At 54.3% G+C, this 15,904-nt stretch carries 16 protein-coding genes; 11 read left to right on the top strand and 5 right to left on the bottom strand.

The features are described 5' to 3' along the window. Positions 1 to 63: 63 nt before the first annotated feature. Genes mtnN through AC2A1E_RS06555 form a run of 3 tightly spaced genes read left to right on the top strand, consistent with a single transcriptional unit; the run spans position 64 to position 2,175 of the window. Positions 64 to 765 (top strand): 5'-methylthioadenosine/S-adenosylhomocysteine nucleosidase, encoded by a 702-nt coding sequence (gene mtnN, locus AC2A1E_RS06545; protein WP_484383084.1) that lies wholly within the window; start codon positions 64 to 66, stop codon positions 763 to 765. A 1-nt stretch (position 766) separates the two neighbouring features. After that, positions 767 to 1,561: a vitamin B12 ABC transporter substrate-binding protein BtuF gene (gene btuF, locus AC2A1E_RS06550; RefSeq protein ID WP_484383085.1), complete on the top strand. Its 795-nt coding sequence runs from the start codon at positions 767 to 769 to the stop codon at positions 1,559 to 1,561. After that, positions 1,561 to 2,175: a TRIC cation channel family protein gene (locus AC2A1E_RS06555; protein ID WP_459401320.1), complete on the top strand. Its 615-nt coding sequence runs from the start codon at positions 1,561 to 1,563 to the stop codon at positions 2,173 to 2,175. Before btuF ends, AC2A1E_RS06555 begins: the two co-directional genes overlap by 1 nt. 53 nt (positions 2,176 to 2,228) lie before the next feature. Here AC2A1E_RS06555 and erpA read toward each other — a convergent pair whose 3' ends face one another. Next, complete coding sequence (erpA, locus tag AC2A1E_RS06560; protein WP_234588914.1) at positions 2,229 to 2,573, bottom strand: iron-sulfur cluster insertion protein ErpA; 345 nt, start codon at positions 2,571 to 2,573, stop codon at positions 2,229 to 2,231. 324 nt (positions 2,574 to 2,897) lie between these two features. On the opposite strand from erpA, the gene hemL reads away from it, so the two are divergent. Next, a complete protein-coding gene (gene hemL, locus AC2A1E_RS06565) occupies positions 2,898 to 4,187 on the top strand; it encodes a glutamate-1-semialdehyde 2,1-aminomutase (RefSeq protein ID WP_484383086.1) in 1,290 nt (429 codons plus the stop codon). Between the two features lie 48 nt (positions 4,188 to 4,235). Here the strand turns inward: hemL and ampE are convergent, their stop codons facing one another. After that, a complete protein-coding gene (gene ampE / locus AC2A1E_RS06570) occupies positions 4,236 to 5,090 on the bottom strand; it encodes a beta-lactamase regulator AmpE (RefSeq protein WP_484383087.1) in 855 nt (284 codons plus the stop codon). Positions 5,091 to 5,270: 180 nt separating this feature from the next. Here ampE and nadC point away from each other — a divergent pair, with 180 nt between their 5' ends. The 4 genes from nadC to hofC all read left to right on the top strand — a co-directional run bounded on the left by nadC (position 5,271) and on the right by hofC (position 9,446). After that, a complete protein-coding gene (gene nadC, locus AC2A1E_RS06575; protein ID WP_484383088.1) occupies positions 5,271 to 6,161 on the top strand; it encodes a carboxylating nicotinate-nucleotide diphosphorylase in 891 nt (296 codons plus the stop codon). 203 nt (positions 6,162 to 6,364) lie between these two features. After that, a complete protein-coding gene (ppdD, locus tag AC2A1E_RS06580; RefSeq protein WP_484383089.1) occupies positions 6,365 to 6,802 on the top strand; it encodes a prepilin peptidase-dependent pilin in 438 nt (145 codons plus the stop codon). Positions 6,803 to 6,813: 11 nt separating this feature from the next. After that, a complete protein-coding gene (gene gspE, locus AC2A1E_RS06585) occupies positions 6,814 to 8,250 on the top strand; it encodes a type II secretion system protein GspE (RefSeq protein ID WP_484383090.1) in 1,437 nt (478 codons plus the stop codon). After that, positions 8,247 to 9,446: a protein transport protein HofC gene (gene hofC / locus AC2A1E_RS06590; protein WP_484383091.1), complete on the top strand. Its 1,200-nt coding sequence runs from the start codon at positions 8,247 to 8,249 to the stop codon at positions 9,444 to 9,446. The genes gspE and hofC overlap by 4 nt, the downstream gene beginning before the upstream one ends. 52 nt (positions 9,447 to 9,498) lie before the next feature. Here hofC and AC2A1E_RS06595 read toward each other — a convergent pair whose 3' ends face one another. Next, positions 9,499 to 10,542, bottom strand: a complete 1,044-nt coding sequence (locus tag AC2A1E_RS06595; protein WP_484383092.1) for a GMP reductase — start codon at positions 10,540 to 10,542, stop codon at positions 9,499 to 9,501. A 445-nt stretch (positions 10,543 to 10,987) separates the two neighbouring features. Between AC2A1E_RS06595 and coaE the strand changes: the two genes are divergently transcribed. From coaE to yacG, 3 genes are read left to right on the top strand one after another with little or no spacing between them, the layout of a single operon-like run. Next, positions 10,988 to 11,611, top strand: coding sequence for a dephospho-CoA kinase (coaE, locus tag AC2A1E_RS06600; RefSeq protein ID WP_484383093.1), 624 nt, complete (start codon positions 10,988 to 10,990; stop codon positions 11,609 to 11,611). Further along, on the top strand, positions 11,608 to 12,360 hold the full coding sequence (zapD, locus tag AC2A1E_RS06605; RefSeq protein ID WP_484383094.1) for a cell division protein ZapD: 753 nt from the start codon (positions 11,608 to 11,610) through the stop codon (positions 12,358 to 12,360). Before coaE ends, zapD begins: the two co-directional genes overlap by 4 nt. A 46-nt stretch (positions 12,361 to 12,406) precedes the next feature. Then, positions 12,407 to 12,598 (top strand): DNA gyrase inhibitor YacG, encoded by a 192-nt coding sequence (yacG, locus tag AC2A1E_RS06610; protein ID WP_459401310.1) that lies wholly within the window; start codon positions 12,407 to 12,409, stop codon positions 12,596 to 12,598. A 43-nt stretch (positions 12,599 to 12,641) separates the two neighbouring features. On the opposite strand, the gene mutT is transcribed toward yacG, so the two are convergent. Then, positions 12,642 to 13,046 (bottom strand): 8-oxo-dGTP diphosphatase MutT, encoded by a 405-nt coding sequence (mutT, locus tag AC2A1E_RS06615; protein WP_484383095.1) that lies wholly within the window; start codon positions 13,044 to 13,046, stop codon positions 12,642 to 12,644. Between the two features lie 80 nt (positions 13,047 to 13,126). Beyond that, entirely contained in the window at positions 13,127 to 15,838 is a 2,712-nt protein-coding gene (gene secA / locus AC2A1E_RS06620) for a preprotein translocase subunit SecA (RefSeq protein WP_484383096.1), read from the bottom strand. Positions 15,839 to 15,904: the final 66 nt, after the last annotated feature.

A 15,904-nucleotide genomic window follows, 5' to 3' on the forward strand; every position in this document is an offset into this window, starting at 1 on the left:
TATTCTCTCAGAGCCATGATAGACTATGCCGCAATTTCCACACCCAATCAGCGAGTGTTATTTATGAAAGTAGGCATCATCGGCGCCATGGAAGAAGAAGTTACCCTGCTGCGCGCGCAAATTGAAAACCGTCAGACCATTCAACGTGCTGGCTGTGAAATCTATACCGGCCAGATCGGCGGGGTAGATGTTGCACTGCTGAAATCGGGGATCGGTAAAGTCGCGGCGGCATTGGGCACTACGCTGCTGCTGGAACATTGCCAGCCCGATGTGGTGATCAACACCGGTTCCGCCGGTGGCCTGGCATCAACGCTGAAAGTGGGTGATATCGTGATTTCTGAAGAAGTGCGTTATCACGATGCTGACGTCACCGCCTTTGGTTACCAACCGGGCCAGATGGCCGGTTGCCCGCCCGCCTTTGTTGCCAACGACGAACTGATCACCCTGGCGGAAAGCTGCATCAAACAGCTTGATCTGAATGCCGTGCGCGGCCTGATTTGCAGCGGTGATGCGTTCATCAACGGCGCTGAACCGCTGGCACGCATCCGCGCCACCTTCCCAACCGTTGCCGCAGTTGAAATGGAAGCCGCCGCCGTGGGCCATGTCTGCCACCAGTTCGGCACGCCTTTCGTGGTGGTGCGCGCGATTTCCGACGTGGCCGATCAGCAATCACACATGAGCTTCGACGAATTCCTGACGGTGGCCGCCAAACAGTCGTCAATGATGGTCAACGCCATGCTGCAAACTCTGGCCAAGCGCGGTTAATGTGAAGGCCCTGTTATGGCTGCTGGCATTATGTTTTGCCCTGCCAGCCAGCGCGGCTCAGCGCGTAATCAGCCTGGCTCCAAGCACCACGGAGCTCGCTTATGCTGCTGGCATGGGTGAAACGCTGGTAGCGGTGAGCGCCTATTCGGATTATCCGCCGGAAGCAAAAAAGCTGGAACAGGTCGCTTCCTGGCAAGGCATCAATCTGGAGCGGATACTGGCGCTGAAGCCAGATCTGATCCTAGCGTGGCGTGGGGGTAATCCGCAGCGATTGTTGGATCAGCTTGCCTCATTCGGCATCCCGATCTTCTACGCCGATGCCAAAAATATCGACGACATCGCAAAGTCGCTGGATGCGTTGGCACAGTACAGCCCGCATCCAGAACAGGCGCATCAGGCCGCAGAAAGCATTCGCCAGAAAATGGCTACGCTGACAGCCCAATATGCCGATAACCAACCAAGACGCGTATTGTTGCAGTTTGGCACTCAACCGTTGTTCACCGCTTCCGCAGCCACATTGCAAAGCCAGGTGCTTGCGCTGTGCGGCGCGGAAAATATTTTTGCCGACAGCCGCGTGCCGTGGCCGCAGATCAGCCGCGAACAGGTGCTGACGCGCCAACCGCAGGCGATCGTCATTACCGGTGGCGAAAAGCAGATCGCCAGCGTGAAGGCTTTCTGGGCTCCGCAGTTGGCAGTCCCGATCGTTGCGCTGAATGAAGACTGGTTCAACCGTGCCGGGCCACGCATTATGCTGGCGGCGCAGGAACTCTGTAACCAACTGGCGGAGATCAAATAATGCTGGTTTTTTGGCTGGATATTCTCGGTACGGCGGTGTTTGCCATCTCCGGCGTATTGCTGGCTGGCAAATTACGCATGGATCCGTTCGGCGTACTGGTGCTGGGCGTGGTAACCGCGGTGGGCGGAGGAACCATTCGGGATATGGCTCTGGCTAACGGGCCGGTATTCTGGGTGCAAGATCCGACCGATCTGGTGGTGGCAATGGTCACCTGCGTGCTGACGCTGCTGCTGGTGCGCCAGCCGCGTCGCTTGCCGAAATGGATCCTGCCGGTGCTGGATGCGGTTGGGCTGGCGGTATTCGTTGGCATTGGCGTCAATAAAGCGCTAGCTGCTGGCACCAGCCCGCTGGTGGCCGTTTGTATGGGCGTGATTACCGGCGTGGGCGGCGGGATTATCCGCGACGTACTGGCTCGTGAGATCCCGATGATCCTGCGCACCGAGGTCTACGCCACCGCCTGTATTGTGGGCGGGATCGTGCATACCACCGCGTTCTACACTTTCGGCATGCCGCTGCAACAGGCCATGATGCTGGGTATGGCGATCACGCTGGGTATCCGTTTGGCCGCCATTCGCTGGCACCTGAAGTTACCCGCCTTTATCCTCGAAAAGTAATAAAAAAACCCGCGAACCGTTTATGGTTGGCGGGTTTTCTGACGGCGAGGGGATCAGATACTGAATGAAGACCCACAGCCGCAGGTGGTTTTAGCATTCGGGTTAGTCACCACAAAGCGCGACCCTTCCAGCCCTTCGGTGTAATCCACCGAACCACCCACCAGATATTGCAGGCTCATCGGATCAACCACCAGCGCAACGCCCTGTTTCTCAATGGTCATGTCACCGTCGTTGATCTTGTCATCAAAAGTGAAGCCGTATTGGAATCCGCTGCAACCGCCACCGGTAATGTAAACCCGCAACTTCAGGTTTGGATTTTCTTCGTCAGCAATCAGGAACTTAACCTTGCTTGCTGCTGCCTCGGTAAATTGCAGGGGCAGTGCTGTTTCATCACTCATACTCTTTACTCCCAACATTGTTCCACATCAGGTTGCTACCATGGCAGCCTGATTAATGCCTTTGATTATCTAATACCTGAGTGTTACGTTCAAGTATTCACCGCATTTGTTGCATTTTATTTGCTTGTTTTCTCTGCCACAACCCAAGCCCGTTGGCATAATGTGCAGGCCAATAACCAGGAATACAATAGATTACCGCCCAGAAACTGAGCAACCTGCTTTTACCCTATCAATAGGTATCTGACTACGATCGTTTCATAACGCAGCGCACTCCACTAGAATAGCGCGGTCAAATCCTTCAAATGAAAATCCAGGAGCCGATTTATGAGCTTACACAGCAAGTCCGAAAGTCTGTATGCCCAAGCGCAGCAGTTAATCCCCGGCGGGGTTAACTCTCCGGTGCGTGCATTCACCGGTGTTGGTGGCACACCGCTGTTTATCGAACGCGCTGATGGTGCTTATCTTTTTGATGCCGACGGCAAAGCCTATATCGATTACGTCGGTTCCTGGGGCCCGATGGTGCTGGGGCACAACCATCCGGCGATCCGCAATGCGGTGATCGAAGCGGCACAGCGCGGCCTGAGCTTTGGTGCGCCAACTGAAATGGAAGTCAAGATGGCGCAGTTGGTGACCGAACTGGTGCCGACCATGGATATGGTGCGCATGGTGAATTCCGGTACGGAAGCCACCATGAGCGCTATCCGTCTGGCACGCGGCTACACCCACCGTGACAAAATCATCAAGTTCGAAGGCTGCTACCACGGCCATGCCGACTGCCTGCTGGTAAAAGCCGGTTCAGGTGCCCTGACCTTGGGCCAGCCAAACTCACCGGGCGTACCGGCCGATTTCGCCAAGCACACCCTGACCTGCACCTATAACGATCTTGAGTCAGTGCGTAGCGCGTTTGAGCAATACCCAACGGAGATCGCCTGTATCATCGTTGAACCGGTAGCAGGCAACATGAACTGCATCCCGCCGCTGCCAGAATTCTTGCCGGGCTTGCGTGCATTGTGTGATCAATACGGCGCACTGCTGATTATCGACGAAGTGATGACCGGGTTCCGCGTCGCACTGGCGGGGGCACAGAGTTATTACAATGTGGTGCCAGATCTGACCTGCCTGGGCAAAATCATCGGCGGGGGCATGCCGGTCGGGGCGTTCGGTGGGCGTCGTGACGTGATGGCCGCATTGGCACCCACCGGGCCGGTTTATCAGGCGGGAACGCTGTCTGGTAACCCGATTGCCATGGCGGCAGGCTTCGCCTGTCTGACCGAGGTTTCACAGGTAGGCATCCACCAGACGCTGACCGAACTGACCGACAAACTGGCGACAGGCCTGCTGGCAGCAGCAAAAGCCGAAAACATTCCGTTTGTCGTCAATCATGTCGGCGGTATGTTCGGCCTGTTCTTTACCGACGCACCAGCCGTTACCCGCTACCAAGACGTGATGCAGTGTGATGTTGAACGCTTCAAGCGCTTCTTCCACTTGATGCTGGATGAAGGGATTTATCTGGCACCGTCGGCATTCGAAGCTGGGTTTATGTCGGTTGCGCACAGCGATGAAGACATTCAGCGCACCGTCGACGCCGCTCGCCGCTGCTTCGCCAAGCTGTAAAAACCTTCGCGGGCGCATTCTGCGCCCGCGTTATCCCCGCACGATGGTTTAGACCAGCGTACCGTAGATCGTCAGCAACGCCACCACCACCAGGATAATCATGGTCACCTTCCGCGCCAGCGTTACCGCTGCCCGAGGTGTCTGCACCGGATCGCTGTGCGGATCGCGCGCCAAAGAGAACTGGGCCAAACGCGTCAGCACCTGATATTGCGACGTATGACGATCGCCCAGCGATGCAAACCACGCGGGCAACGCTCTTTCACCATGCCCGAGTAGCGCATACGCCACCCCAGCCAGCCGAACCGGGATCCAGTCCAACCAGTGCAGCAGAAAATCGATACCTGCCTGAGAACGCTCCAGCGGCGTCTGGTGCCGCGCCAGCCAAGTCTGATAAGCGCGCAGAAAAGCATACCCTGCCAGCGCAATCGGCCCATAGGGCCCACACACCACAAACCAGAACAGAGGAGCCAGATAATAGCGATAGTTAATCCACAGCAACGCATTTTGCAGCCCACGCAGCCGCTCTTCTTTGCTGCCGCCAACCGGGAGGCCATGGATCAATGCCAGTTCTTCCGCCATCTGATCGCTGGCGTGCTCATCCCCCTGACGTGCAGCGTTCAAATAGGCCCGGTAATGCTTACGTTTGATGCCCGCCCCCACGCACAACAGCCCAATCAGGATCCACAGCAGCAGCACCACTACGCCGAAAAACAGCCCCTTAGCCAGCCACAGAATGCCCCCGATCACCGCCATCCAGATAATGGCCATAGCCAGCGTCTGCGCCAGCGAAACCCGATGCAAGCGCTGAAACACCACCTCAAGGCGATGATCTAACTGCCAGTGCTCACCCAGTTTAAATAGACGTTCCCACGCCAGTACCAGTAACAGCGTAAACAGCGTCATTAGCTAATCCTCTCCTTCGTTTATCTTTGCTGAACGTATTTTCCAGAGATATCAGACCACCTTTCACACCGGGTTCCCACCCCATTGCAACAGCATCAGACATCTCTCCGCAGTGGTACTTGATCCTGCAACAGAGTAGCATGATCGCTTACAAACCTACTGTCCATTCAGGAGTTTTCTATGCCGACACGCCGCTACAGTGCCGACAGTCGCCGTACCGCGCTGCTTGAACGTATTGAAAGTGATATTCCCTACACCGTTGCCCAAGCGCTGAGAGAAGATCTGGGTGGCGAAGTGGATGCCGAGCGCGATATTACGGCGCAGTTACTCCCGGCAGATAAACAGGCTGAAGCCACTATTATTACCCGCGAAACGGGCATTTTCTGTGGCCGTCGCTGGCTGAGTGAAGTGTTTATTCAATTGGGCAATCAGGTGAAAGTAGAATGGTTGGTGGAAGACGGCGATCGTCTGGTACCCAACCAACCCCTGTGCCATCTGAGCGGCCCGGCGCGTATCTTGCTGACCGGGGAACGTACCGCGCTGAATTTTGTCCAGACGCTTTCCGGTGTCGCTACCGCAGTCAGTCACTACGTTGAATTGCTTAAAGATACGCAAACCCGCCTTTTGGATACGCGTAAAACGCTGCCTGGCCTGCGTACCGCGCTAAAATATGCCGTTCTGTGCGGCGGCGGCAGCAATCATCGCCTGGGCCTGTCTGACGCGTTCCTGATCAAGGAAAACCATATCATTGCCTCGGGTTCGATTAAAAACGCGGTGGAGAAAGCCTTCTGGCTGCACGCCGACGTTCCGGTGGAAGTAGAAGTTGAATCGCTGGACGAACTACAACAGGCGCTGGATGCCGGTGCCGACATCGTGATGCTGGATAATTTCAGCGTTGAGATGATGCGCGCTGCCGTGGCCTTGGCGCAGGGGAGAACGCAGCTTGAGGTCTCCGGTAACGTCACCGCTCAAACACTGCGGGAATACGCCGAAACCGGCGTGGATTACATCTCAGTTGGAGCATTGACCAAGCACGTCACCGCTCTCGATTTATCGATGCGTTTTAAATAATCCTTTCTCATAAACCGCCTCTTTGCTGCCGTAGAGAGGCGGTTTTCTCCCCCTGATTTGCGAAACACCCCGCATTATTTTTCAACCGCCCGCAACATAAACACTTTGCGGTGGAAAACCTACGCACAATTGCAATCACCCACTCGCCACCTGCCGCACGGCGCTTTAACGTTGCCTCCACGTTTATTGGGAGGAAACAACAGATGGAAACACAACGCGGCTTTACCTTGGTCGAATTAATGATTGTGATTGCGATTATCGCCATACTGAGCGCTATCGGCATTCCCGCTTATCAACGCTATATCCAGAAAGCGGCCATGACCGACATGTTGCAAGCCATGACGCCTTACAAGATGGCAGTCGAACTCTGCTCACTGGAAAACGGCAGTCCAACCGGCTGTAACGCAGGCAGCAAAGGCATCCCCTCCGGTACGACATCGCGCTATGTCAGTAAAATTGAGGTCAACCAAGGGGCAATCAGCCTGACCGGTACGCAAAGCTTGCAGGGGCTGACCACCACGCTGACACCGGTACAAGACCCTTCCGGCCTTATTCGCTGGACGCGCCAATGCAGCAGCAGTGACAGTAACCTACAGGAAACCTGCCAGGAAGTTTTCCGCTTTGATGATGCGGCTGAGTGAGGGCAGCCGAAATGAGCATCAGCGATGAAATCCACGCACTGTGCCGCCGCTATCAGGCGCTGGCGCTCAGCGAAGACCCACAGCAACTGACGATCGCCCTGCACGGCGAGATCTCACCCACTCTGGTGCAAGCGCTGCGTTTTGCCGCTGGCAAAAGCATCGTGGTTGAGCAATGGCCTCTCGCTCGCCTGCAACAGGCGCAGAATCAGTGGCAATCACCCGATAGCGCACCACCGCAAGAAGCTTTAGAAGAGAGTACACCTTCGCTTAACGACGACAGTGATACACCGGTGGTGCAATTTATCAATCAGACCCTGCGCAACGCCATCCAGCGGCGGGCTTCTGACGTACACTTTGAACCTTACCAACAGACGTTTCGCGTCCGGTTAAGGATTGATGGCGTGTTGCAGGCCATTATTTCTCCACCGTTTCCTCTCGCTGCGCGCATTACCGCCAGGCTGAAAATCATGGGGCAGTTGGATATCGCGGAGCGCCGTCTGCCGCAGGATGGTCAACTTAGCGTGCAGTTGGACAACGCCAGCTTCTCAATGCGCATTTCAACTTTGCCGACGCTGTATGGCGAAAAAGTGGTGTTGAGGATCTTGCAAACCGATCGTCAGGAGTTGCTTCTCGACCAGCTCGGCATGAACTCGAAAGCGCTTGGGCTGTATGCCAATGCCCTTGCCAGCCCGCAAGGCATGATACTGGTGACCGGCCCCACCGGCAGTGGCAAAACCGTTACGCTATACAGCGGCCTGCGACAGCTGAATGATGTACAGAGCAATCTGTGCAGCGTGGAAGATCCCATCGAGATCCCAGTGTTTGGTATCAACCAGACTCAGATCAACAGCAAAACCGACCTCGATTTTGCTCGCGTACTGCGGGCCCTGCTGCGCCAGGATCCTGATGTCATCATGATCGGCGAGATCCGTGATAGAGAAACCGCCGAGATCGCCGTAAAAGCGGCGCAAACCGGGCACTTGGTGCTTTCTACTTTGCATACCAACTCCACCAGCGAAACCCTGACTCGCCTGACCCAAATGGGTATCCCTGGTTATCTGCTGGCGGCCTGCCTGAAACTGATCATCGCTCAGCGGTTGGTACGGCGTTTATGCTCGCACTGTCGTTATCCGCAAAGCGAGCCTCTGCGCTTCCCGGTAAATCTGTGGCCTGAACCCTTGATCCCCTGGAATGCCACAGGCTGTGAACATTGCTTTGGTGGCTATTACGGCCGCATTGGCCTCTACGAACTGCTGACCATCACGCCTGAAGTACAAAACGCGCTGTTGCAGAATGCCTCGGCCACTCAACTGGCAAACATCGCGCAACAGCAGGGGCAAGTCACGCTGCTGCAAGCCGGTTTAACGCTAGCGGCAGAGGGAGTGACCTCTCTGGAGGAGGTGTACCGCGTCGTTGGAGTAGCAACGGACAGCGAGGCGATAACATGAAAACACGCCGCCTGTATCTGTGGCAGGCTATCGATTCTCACGGCGGGATCCGCCAGGGGGAATTGATGGTCGATGATAAAAATCAGGTCTATCAGCAACTGCTGGAGCAAGGGCTACAACCTTATCAAATCAGCGCTGGAAAACGCATTGCCCCACGTCTCTGGCGCGGTGAACCGATGATCCAATTTACCCGGCAATTGGCCACGTTGTTACAGGCTGGGCTGCCGCTGGTGAACAGCTTACAACTGCTGGCAAAAGAGCATCAGTCAGCGGCCTGGCGCTGTTTGCTGTTGGAAATCAGTAACAAAGTGGCGCAAGGGCAACCCTTTTCCGAAGTGATTACCGAACAGCAGGCCGTGTTCCCGTTGATCTATCGCCAACTGATTGCTATCGGTGAGTTGACTGGCAATCTTGATCGCTGCTGCCTACAGTTGGCACAGCAGCAGGAGGCCCAGCAAAAACTACAGAAAAAAGTAGCGAAAGCCTTACGCTACCCGCTGTTTATCTGCGTGGTGGCCATATTGGTCAGTATGCTGATGCTGGTTATGGTGCTGCCGGAGTTTGCCAAGGTATACCAATCATTTAATGCGCCACTCCCCTGGTTTACCCAAGGGTTGCTGAATCTCTCTGCGCTGCTGATCGGTTCTGGGCCTTATCTGCTGGTGATCCTGGCGTCACTGATAGGATTTTATCTGCGCTGGCTGCATCCGTTGCCTGATTGGCAACAGCGTGAACAGGCGGCTCTGCTGCGCATTCCGCTGATTTCTTCGCTGATAAAAGGTAACTGTCTTAGCCAGATATTCCGCATACTGACCATGACCCAACAGGCGGGTCTGACGCTGGTCGAAGGGTTGCATGCCGCCACGCTGTCGGTAGGCAATTTGTTTTATCGCCAGGCGCTGGAAACTATTCAACAACAGTTGGCGCAAGGGCATCCTTTCCACAGTGCCTTAGCCCACCAGGTGCTGTTCCCTTCCCTATGCCAGCAACTGGTTCGGGTTGGGGAGGAATCCGGCACTCTGGATACTCTTTTAGGGAAACTGGCACTCTGGCATGAACAACAGACTCACGAACTCGCTGATACGTTGGCGCAAACGCTGGAACCCATGTTGATGATGGTGGTAGGCGGCATTGTCGGTGCATTAGTCATCGCCATGTATTTACCCATTTTCCAACTGGGGAACGTGCTGGGGTAATGCAGAAATAAAAAACCCGGCGTTAACCGGGTTTAAAGAGGGTTGTTGGGGCTTATTTACTGCCGAAAACGCGATTTTCCTGCTCCGCAACGCGGATAAAAGTTGTGCGCTTGGTCAGCTCTTTCAAGCGCTCTGCACCGACATAAGTACAGGCAGAACGCAGGCCACCCAAGATATCGCGCACGGTAAACTCAACTTCACCACGCAGTGGCAACCTGACGGTTTTACCTTCTGCCGCACGGTATCCGGCAACACCACCTACGTGGCGTTTCATCGCAGATTCAGAACTCATGCCATAGAACAGCATGAATTTTTCGCCGTTTTCTTCCACAATGGCGCCTTCGCATTCATCGTGGCCCGCCAGCATGCCGCCGAGCATCACAAAGTCTGCGCCGCCGCCGAAAGCTTTAGCAACGTCGCCCGGCGAAGAACAACCGCCGTCACTGACAATCTGGCCACCCAGGCCGTGTGCCGCATCGGCACACTCGATCACAGCAGAAAGCTGCGGATAACCCACGCCAGTTTTCACACGAGTAGTACAGACCGAGCCAGGGCCGATCCCCACTTTGATAATATCCGCGCCCGACAGGATCAGTTCTTCCACCATTTCACCGGTGACCACGTTACCCGCACAAATCACATGATTAGGGCAGGCTTCGCGCGCTTTTCGCAGGAAGGCAACAAAGTGCTCGGAGTAGCCGTTGGCTACGTCGATGCAGATAAATTTCAGCGCAGAGGATAAAGCCAGAATCTGCTTCATTTTCACAAAGTCAGCTTCAGAAGTGCCCGTAGACACCATCACATGGCGCAGTGTGGATTCCGGCACGCGCTGCACAAACTCAGCCCATTGTTCAACGGTGTAGTGTTTATGGACAGCAGTGAGGATATTGAAAGATGCCAGAGCCTCAGCCATGCGGAAGGTTCCAACCGTGTCCATATTGGCGGCAATAATCGGCACACCGGACCAGTTCCAACCTGAATGTTTGAAGGTAAACTGGCGTTCCAGTTCAACTTCTGAGCGGCTTTTCAGCGTGGAGCGCTTTGGGCGGATCAACACATCTTTAAAGCCCAACTTCAAATCTTCTTCAATACGCATGACTAATCATTTCCTGGTTTTTGGCGACGGATCGCAGGGGAATATTCGAACCTATACCCTATGAATTTCAAGTTGCAGCCAGGCGGCCAGCTTGTCCATCCTCAGGAGCTTACTTAAGTAAGTGACTGGAGTGGGCAAGCGCAACCAACAACGCTGCGGCTTGAAAGGCGACGGGTAAATTAATGCCAGTTCCAGTGACGCTATCATACGCACTAATAATCGCTCGGCAAGACTGCGATTTCGCCTTTATTTACGCTACAATCCCATAAATTTACCTACGACACTGCAATGTGATTCCTGCCTCACTTTCTTCGCCCCTTTCCCCCTCTGGCGGAGTGATATCCTGTGATGCAGGGCAAACTATGCGCGCTAGCTTGCACTTCTGCGCGATCGCTTTATGATTCGTTTATTATTTTTTTGTGAATATCAGGATGTTTCCCATACCATGGCCTACATTGTTGCATTGACAGGCGGTATCGGCAGCGGCAAGTCGACCATTGCAGACGCTTTTGCGCGTCTCGGCGTGGCCATCGTTGATGCTGACGTGATCGCCCGTCAGGTTGTTGAACCAGGAAGCCCTGCATTAGCGGCTATTTCTGCACATTTTGGTAATGAAATGTTGCTAGCCGATGGTTCACTCAACCGTTCGGCCTTGCGCCAGCGTATCTTCAGTCATCCTGACGAAAAAACCTGGCTTAACCAGCTACTGCATCCGCTGATTCATCAGGAAACACGGCGTCAATTGGCAGCGATCAACGGCCCCTATGCGCTTTGGGTAGTACCGTTACTGGTGGAAAACCATCTGCAGGATCGTGCCGATCGCGTTTTGGTTGTCGATGTTGATCCAGAGACGCAGCTCGCCAGAACTATCGCCCGTGACGGTATCAGCCACCAACAGGCACAGGACATTTTGTCTGCACAGGCCACGCGTGAACAGCGCTTGGCGGTTGCCGACGACGTTATTGACAATAGCGGCACAGCTCAGGGAATTGAGCCTTGTGTAGCCGCACTGCATCAACGCTATCTTGAGCTGGCAATGCCAGCGACCCGACAGGATTACACTGAATGAGTGACGCTTCCCTAACCGTTCTCTTTGAACACCCGTTAAATGAAAAAATGCGTACCTGGCTGCGAATCGAGTTTTTACTGCAGCAACTGCATGGACAAAGAGCATTAAGCGAAACCGCCATTGCCCTGACTTTTTTCCGTACCGTCGCCGACCTGTTGGACGTTTTGGAACGGGGCGAAGTCCGTACCGAACTATTAAAAGAGCTGGAACGCCAACAGCAAAAACTGCTGCAATGGGCCGAACGCCCTGGCGTAGACATGTCGCGGGTCAATCAGTTGCGCAGTCAGTTGAAAGCACGGGCAGCATCATTAATGTCTGCCCCGCGTATGGGCCAGGCACTGCGTGAAGATCGCCTGATCAGTCTGGTACGCCAGCGCCTGAGTATTCCAGGTGGCTGTTGCAGTTTTGATTTACCGACGCTGCACATGTGGATGCACATTGCCCAATATGAACGTGATGCCGACGTTGCCGCCTGGTTGGAAACGCTGGAACCACTGCATCAGGCACTGACCATGGTATTGGATCTGGTGCGTCAGGCCGGGGCATTTCGTAACCAAATCAGTTTGAACGGTTTCTTTCAGGACAACGCGGAAGGGGCAGATCTGTTACGCTTAAATATCGATTTGGCTTACCAGCTCTACCCACAGATTTCCGGTCACAAAACGCGTTATGCCATCCGCTTCCTACCGCTAGATAGCGAAAACGGCATGGTGCCAGAGCGTTTGAACTTTGAACTGGCCTGCTGTTAAGACACTGCAATAAAACTTTCGCCTATTGAGGGAGGTAAGGAAAAATATGACGACCGTAGTGAAGTGCCCAACCTGCGGCAAAGGTGTGGTTTGGGGAGAAGTCAGCCCTTATCGCCCATTCTGCTGCAAGCGTTGCCAACTGATCGATCTCGGCGAATGGGCCGATGAAGAAAAACGCATTCCAAGTCGCGGCGATCTATCAGATACGGAAGACTGGAGTGAGGAAGACGAGCGTTAAGCGTCTGCCATAATAGCGGCCTGGCATTGCCAGGCCGAAAAAATCATTGTGCCGCACTGGCCTGCGTAATCAATAGATTGATGATACTGGCGTTGGCTTCCGGGAATTCGTCCTCACGCAAATGGGCCTGCTTAACCCAGCGCATCGGCTGGCCTTCACGACCATAAGGTTCACCCGTCCAACCTTCCACCAAATAGAAATTCAGCGTTACGATCCGATCGGTGAAACGATGCTCCAACACTTCCAGCAACGCTACCTGATGTGCATCAATCCCGGTTTCTTCCAGCAATTCACGACGTAATGCCTGTTCCGGTGTTTCCCCCAGCTCAATCTTGCCACCGGGGAACTCCCAAAAACCCGCCATATGCGAATCGGCAGCACGGCGCGTGATAAAAATTTCCTGCTGTGGGTTACGAATAATGCCTACGGCGATGTTCAGGTGCTTCATCGCATTCTCCCGCTCTTGGCGTATAAAAAAGAGGTTCAGCAAGCTGAACCCCCTATGTTTAGTGACTCGCTACTGCCCGCTTACTTTTGCAAGCGGCCATGACACTGTTTGTATTTCTTGCCGGAACCACATGGGCAAGGATCGTTACGGCCCACTTTACGCTCAGCGATCTCAGGTGCATTCGGATCTTCCATGGCCAAGGCGTTTTCTTCCTGATGGCTCAGCTGTTGCTGACGCGCCAGACGTGCGGCCTCTTCACGACGCTGCAACTCCAGAGCTTCAACCTCTTCCGGCATACGTACCTGAACCTTGCTCAGTACGCTGATCACTTCATACTTCAGTGATTCCAGCATGGTGCCAAACATGTTGAAGGATTCACGTTTGTATTCCTGCTTAGGATCTTTTTGCGCATAACCGCGCAGATGGATCCCTTGGCGCAGATAATCCATGGCCGCCAGATGCTCTTTCCACAGGGAGTCCAGCGTTTGCAGCATCACGCCCTTCTCGAAGTTACGCATCATCTCAGCACCGACAACGTCTTCTTTGCGCAGGTAATCTTCCTTCGCTTTCTCCAGAATACGTTCACGCAATGTTTCTTCGTGCAGTTGCGGCTCTTTGTCCAGCCATTCGGCGACTGGCATATCCAGATCGAAATCGTTTTTCAGGCGTTCTTCTAACCCCTTAACATCCCACATTTCTTCCAGCGACTGCGGCGGAATGTAGCTATCAATGGTGGTTTTGAAGACGTCTTCACGGATGCTGTTAATGGTTTCGCTCACGTCCGACACATCCAGCAGTTCGTTACGCTGGCTGTAGATCGCCCGACGTTGATCGTTCGCTACATCGTCATATTCCAGCAGTTGCTTACGAATATCGAAGTTACGGCTTTCAACCTTGCGCTGCGCGTTGGCAATCGCTTTAGTCACCCATGGGTGCTCAATGGCCTCGCCATCTTTCATACCCAATTTACGCATCATGCCGGATACGCGATCCGAGGCAAAAATACGCATCAGTGCATCTTCCATCGACAGATAGAAGCGGGAAGAACCAGCATCCCCCTGGCGACCGGAACGACCACGCAGCTGGTTATCGATACGGCGTGATTCATGGCGCTCGGTACCGATAATATGCAAACCACCAGCAGCCAACACCGCATCATGGCGGATTTGCCACGCGTCTTTGATCGCCGCGATCTGCTCTTCGGTCGGCTCTTCCAACTGCGCGATTTCGGACTGCCAGCTGCCGCCCAGCACGATGTCCGTACCACGGCCTGCCATGTTGGTCGCGATGGTCACCGCCGCCGTCTGGCCCGCATTGGCCACGATGTCGGCTTCCATGGCGTGGAATTTGGCGTTCAGCACTTTGTGCTCAATGCCTGCCTTGGTCAGCTCACGAGAAACCACTTCTGATTTTTCAATCGAGATCGTACCGACCAGCACCGGCTGACCGTTAGTGGTACGTTCGCGAATATCTTCAATGATCGCATCGATCTTCTCTTTTTCGGTCATGTAGACCAGATCCGGCATATCTTTACGGATCATTGGGCGGTTAGTCGGCACAACGATAGTATCCAGCTTGTAGATCGAGCTGAATTCAAACGCTTCGGTATCGGCAGTACCGGTCATACCGGCCAATTTCTCATACAGACGGAAGTAGTTCTGGAAAGTAATCGAAGCCAGCGTCTGGTTTTCGTTCTGAATTTCCACGCCTTCTTTGGCTTCCACCGCCTGATGCAAACCATCAGACCAGCGGCGGCCCTGCATAGTACGGCCGGTGTGTTCATCAACAATGATCACTTCGCCGTCTTTAACGATGTAGTCGACGTCACGGGTGAACAGCACGTGGGCACGCAGCGCGGCGGTAACGTGATGCATCAGCATGATGTTGGTTGGCGAGTACAGCGATTCGCCTTCTTCCATAATGTTGGCACCAACCAGCATCTCTTCGATCAGGATCAGACCGCGTTCTGTCAGGTGAACCTGACGCGCTTTCTCATCCACCGAAAAGTGGCCTTCGCCCTGGAAGCTATCAGAGTCTTCTTTTTCCTGACGGATCAGTTGTGGGATCAGCTTGTTAACGCGAATATACATCTCTGAGCTGTCTTCGGCCGGGCCGGAGATAATCAGCGGAGTACGCGCTTCATCGATCAGGATGGAGTCAACCTCATCCACCAGCGCATAGTGCAGTTTGCGCTGCACACGCTCTTCCGGGCTGAACGCCATGTTGTCGCGCAGGTAGTCAAAACCGTATTCGTTGTTGGTACCGTAAGTGATATCTGCGGCATAAGCTTCACGCTTGGCCGGAGCTGGCATATTCGGCAGGTTGATACCTACGCTCAGGCCAAGGAATTCGAACAGCGGACGGTTGTTTTCGGCATCACGCTGTGCCAGATAGTCGTTGACGGTAACCACGTGCACACCGCGGCCACTCAGGGCATTCAGGTAAGCAGGCAAGGTCGCCGTCAGGGTTTTACCTTCACCGGTACGCATCTCGGCGATACAACGGTCATTCAGCACCATGCCGCCCAGTAACTGCACATCGAAGTGACGCATGCCGAACACACGCTTACTGGCTTCACGCACCACGGCGAACGCTTCTGGGATCAGGCTTTCCAATACTTCGCCATTCTTCAGGCGCTCACGGAATTCGTTAGTCTTGGCCTGTAATTCGCTGTCGGACAGTTTTTCCATGTCCGGCTCTAGACGGTTGATCGCCTCAACTGATTTACGCATACGGCGCAGGGTACGATCGTTGCTGCTGCCAAAAACTTTGGTCAATAATCTGTTTAACATGATTCTTAATATCTCTTACGCGACGACGCGATATCGGCCGTCAACTCGCTATTGTTTCGTTGGTTT

The sequence above is a fragment of the Serratia sp. HNCC26DJ206 genome, from assembly GCF_057180605.1.

Excerpts from the sequence above, each read along its gene's own strand:
- mtnN (WP_484383084.1), top strand. The coding sequence starts at position 64 with ATGAAAGTAGGCATCATCGGCGCCATGGAAGAAGAAGTTACCCTGCTG.
- AC2A1E_RS06555 (WP_459401320.1), top strand. The coding sequence starts at position 1,561 with ATGCTGGTTTTTTGGCTGGATATTCTCGGTACGGCGGTGTTTGCCATC.
- erpA (WP_234588914.1), bottom strand. The coding sequence starts at position 2,573 with ATGAGTGATGAAACAGCACTGCCCCTGCAATTTACCGAGGCAGCAGCA.
- hemL (WP_484383086.1), top strand. The coding sequence starts at position 2,898 with ATGAGCTTACACAGCAAGTCCGAAAGTCTGTATGCCCAAGCGCAGCAG.
- ampE (WP_484383087.1), bottom strand. The coding sequence starts at position 5,090 with ATGACGCTGTTTACGCTGTTACTGGTACTGGCGTGGGAACGTCTATTT.
- nadC (WP_484383088.1), top strand. The coding sequence starts at position 5,271 with ATGCCGACACGCCGCTACAGTGCCGACAGTCGCCGTACCGCGCTGCTT.
- ppdD (WP_484383089.1), top strand. The coding sequence starts at position 6,365 with ATGGAAACACAACGCGGCTTTACCTTGGTCGAATTAATGATTGTGATT.
- gspE (WP_484383090.1), top strand. The coding sequence starts at position 6,814 with ATGAGCATCAGCGATGAAATCCACGCACTGTGCCGCCGCTATCAGGCG.
- hofC (WP_484383091.1), top strand. The coding sequence starts at position 8,247 with ATGAAAACACGCCGCCTGTATCTGTGGCAGGCTATCGATTCTCACGGC.
- AC2A1E_RS06595 (WP_484383092.1), bottom strand. The coding sequence starts at position 10,542 with ATGCGTATTGAAGAAGATTTGAAGTTGGGCTTTAAAGATGTGTTGATC.
- coaE (WP_484383093.1), top strand. The coding sequence starts at position 10,988 with ATGGCCTACATTGTTGCATTGACAGGCGGTATCGGCAGCGGCAAGTCG.
- zapD (WP_484383094.1), top strand. The coding sequence starts at position 11,608 with ATGAGTGACGCTTCCCTAACCGTTCTCTTTGAACACCCGTTAAATGAA.
- yacG (WP_459401310.1), top strand. The coding sequence starts at position 12,407 with ATGACGACCGTAGTGAAGTGCCCAACCTGCGGCAAAGGTGTGGTTTGG.
- mutT (WP_484383095.1), bottom strand. The coding sequence starts at position 13,046 with ATGAAGCACCTGAACATCGCCGTAGGCATTATTCGTAACCCACAGCAG.
- secA (WP_484383096.1), bottom strand. The coding sequence starts at position 15,838 with ATGTTAAACAGATTATTGACCAAAGTTTTTGGCAGCAGCAACGATCGT.